Consider the following 3,280-nt stretch of genomic DNA (forward strand, 5'->3'; position numbering starts at 1 on the left):
CCGATGAGGAACTTGCGTAAACCACAGGAGGCCGCTTTGGCATTTTAAGCGCCTGCTCGAATATCGTCACCTGGCCATGTACGTTGGCATCGACATAGGCTGCCGGATTTTCGACTGAGTAGCGTACGCCCGCCTGTGCTGCGAGGTGAACGATGATGTCGGCGTCCGCATCATCGCCAATCGCAGTGGAAAGCCCTTGGGGGTCGGCTATGTTGCCACGAACAAAACGGATATTGGAAAGACCATCCAGCGCGGAGAGCCGGGCTTCCTTGAGCGCTACGGGATAATAGTCGTTGAGATTGTCGATCGCGATAACATCAAAGCCTTCGCTGGCGAGCCGTCGCGCAACGTGAAATCCGATAAAACCAGCTGCTCCGGTAACGATGGCCTTCATAAATTTCCCAACATCATTCTAGGTACTCTTCGCCATGGCGAGCTTTTGGTCCAAATCACTCAAAGCAAGCTTGTCGGCCTCGGATTGGGCGGCCAATTGCGGTATCGACAGATAGGGCGAGGGGCCAGATATCCAACAGATCATCAGCGTCAGATAAATGAAAACCGCGTCCGTCGCATCATGACCGAACATGATACCCAGCATGCCGGTAACCACATAACTGCTCACCAGCAATAGGGAAATAGCGATTGCGAGATCTCGGCCCAGCCCGGGCTCCTTCTTGCGCGCGGCGATTATTGGTGCAGCAAGAAGCCCGACCACCGACAGCACACCCAATATACCGCTGTCGACAGCGGCATTCAAAAGACCGTTGTGAACGTGAGTAAAAGACATTTTCTTGTCAGGAGGCAAATTCAGGATCTCGTTGACCCGGGACATGCGATTTTGCGGACCATAGCCGATCAGTGGCGATGCCAGAAAAGCCCGCTTGCCCGCCGACCACAGCATCAGCCGCGCATTGAGCGAATTGATACTGTCTGGCTGACGATCCAGCTGCACGATATCGCTTTCGAGCGCGTGATAGCGCTCTGTCACCTTCATTGCCGCAATGGCGATGATGCCGACGATTATGACAGCTCCAACGACCTTCACGACGTTGGTGATCGTCGGCAGGGTTTGTCCTCGCAAGTACCAATACAAGATGGCAAAGTTTATCGGCATGACCAGCCAGGCTGAGCGCGTGCCGGAGAGAAATGCGCACACAAGACCACAGGCAAAACCAGCGATTGCAATAAATCGCTCGGTCCTGCTGTCTGAATGCGCATTGAGCAGTGAAATGCTGCCAAACAACACTGTAAACAATCCGAACACGGCAGCGTTGCCGGCACCCCCTTCAGCGCGAGGCGACAGAAAGGCGATCTGGACGATGCTGAATATGAGCGAACCGATCATGCCGATGCCGGCACCGGTGATCAAAAAAGGGACAAGACGACCGGGAAGGCTCGCTCGAAGTCGCGGCAGAACAGCCCATATCGCAAGGAAGGGAATCATCTTGAAGATGAAAGTAACTCCCTTCGACGCATCGGGATGCACAACCACTGAAAGTATGGTCACGAGAACGTAGAAGGTCAGACACCAGGCGACGATCTTGTCGGTTCTGCTCATCTCGAACCGGAAGCGTTTTGCTGCCAGTGAAACGATTGCCCATAAAAAGGCACAGACCAAGGTCACGGAAGTTCCGCTTGCCAGCAGGCCAGGAAACAGCGCAAACACAAACGTAAAGAGACGATTGTTGCGATCGATTCCGATAAAATGGCCCCTTGTGGGGAGCATTACCGCTTTGGCTAATTGATCTGGAAGCATTTAAGGTTCCGAATGACTATGAAATTCATGCTTGCAACCGTTTTTGTAAGAACCGTCAAGGCTTCGTGTAGCGCAGTTTGGAATTGATGCAACCAATAACCACCCGCCTGCTGCTATGGTATGATTCCCATCATCGAACTCTACCATGGCGCATTTCGCCGCGCGAGCGTCTCGCAGGCATCACTGCCGATCCCTATCGGATCTGGCTTTCCGAAATCATGCTGCAACAAACGACGGTTGAAGCCGTCAAATCCTATTTTAGCTTTTTCATCGAGAAATGGCCGACGGTTGTGGATTTGGCCGCCGCGAGCCAGGATGACGTTTTGCGCGCCTGGGCTGGCCTTGGTTATTATTCGCGCGCGCGAAACCTGAAGAAATGTGCCGATATCATCTGTGCAGAATATGGCGGACGTTTCCCACCCGATCTCGCCAGCTTGAAGTCGCTACCCGGTATCGGCGATTATACGGCGGCCGCGATCGCCTCGATTGCGTTCGATCTGCCCATGGCCGTTGTCGACGGCAATGTGGAGCGCGTCATCACCCGGCTCTATGCCCTCGCTACTCCCCTGCCATTCGCCAAGCCGGAGATTCGCACATATATGCAGGCGCTTACACCTGATGAAAGACCGGGGRATTTTGCCCAGGCAATGATGGATCTTGGAGCGACGATCTGCACGCCCAGGCGACCTGCGTGCATCATTTGCCCGCTTAACGACAATTGCCAGGCGTTGGGAACCACCGATCCAGAATTCTTTCCTGTGAAAGCGCCCAAGAAAGTGAAGCCCGTTCGGGTTGGGGCTGCCTTCGTGGCTATTTCGAATGATGAGGTGTTTTTACGTGGCCGTGCAGAGACGGGATTGCTCGGCAGCATGACGGAAGTTCCGACGACGTCATGGACGGCACGTCTGGATGGGGAAACCGAATCGGATGCAGCCCCCTTTCCCGCAAACTGGATCGCCACCGGCAACATCACCCATGTTTTTACGCATTTCGAATTGCGTCTTAAAATCTACAAAGCTCATGACGTAGAGAAAGACATTGCGGCTGGCGGGTGGTGGGTCAAGGTTGATAAATTGGGAGGCGAAGCCTTGCCCACGGTCATGAAAAAGGCCATTGCTGCCGCCATTCCGTATGCGTTCGCAAGGAGAAGAAATTAGAATGACACAGGTCAAGCATATCGTTTTCGACATTGGCATGGTTCTTATTCACTATGACCCGGATGCCGCCTTCCTGGATGTCATGCCTGATGCCAATGAGCGCAAATGGTTCTTCGACAATGTCTGCACGCACGAGTGGAATATCGAGCAGGATCGGGGACGGAAATGGCCGGAGGCCGAGGCTCTACTGATCGCCGATTTTCCCGACCACGAGCACCATATCCGCGTGTTCCGGCAGAACTGGCACATGATGGTTCCGCATTCGATCGATGGCAGCGTTGAGATCATGCGCAAGCTGATCGCCGATGGTCACGATGTGACGATGCTCACCAATTTCGCCTCGGACACCCTACGCGAGGCCTGGGAG

The 3,280-nt window shown here is 54.1% G+C and carries 3 protein-coding genes and 1 pseudogene; 2 read left to right on the forward strand and 2 right to left on the reverse strand.

Translation table 11 applies throughout. The features are described from left to right. On the reverse strand, nucleotides 1–394 hold a 394-nt coding region (locus ACXJ5O_RS22445; RefSeq protein WP_457301828.1), incomplete at its 3' end, for an SDR family NAD(P)-dependent oxidoreductase. A gap of 18 nt (nucleotides 395–412) precedes the next feature. Next, complete coding sequence (locus ACXJ5O_RS22450; protein WP_457301829.1) at nucleotides 413–1,756, reverse strand: O-antigen ligase family protein; 1,344 nt, start codon at nucleotides 1,754–1,756, stop codon at nucleotides 413–415. 86 nt (nucleotides 1,757–1,842) lie between these two features. On the opposite strand from ACXJ5O_RS22450, the gene mutY reads away from it, so the two are divergent. Next, nucleotides 1,843–2,913 carry an A/G-specific adenine glycosylase gene (gene mutY, locus ACXJ5O_RS22455; protein ID WP_457301830.1) on the forward strand — a complete coding sequence of 357 codons (1,071 nt, stop codon included), beginning with the start codon at nucleotides 1,843–1,845 and terminating at the stop codon, nucleotides 2,911–2,913. Nucleotide 2,914: 1 nt separating this feature from the next. Beyond that, a pseudogene (locus tag ACXJ5O_RS22460) lies at nucleotides 2,915–3,280 on the forward strand (HAD family phosphatase); the annotation flags it as partial.

It is taken from the genome of Phyllobacterium sp. P5_D12, assembly GCF_054049495.1.

Excerpts from the sequence above, each read along its gene's own strand:
- ACXJ5O_RS22450 (WP_457301829.1), bottom strand. The coding sequence starts at position 1,756 with ATGCTTCCAGATCAATTAGCCAAAGCGGTAATGCTCCCCACAAGGGGC.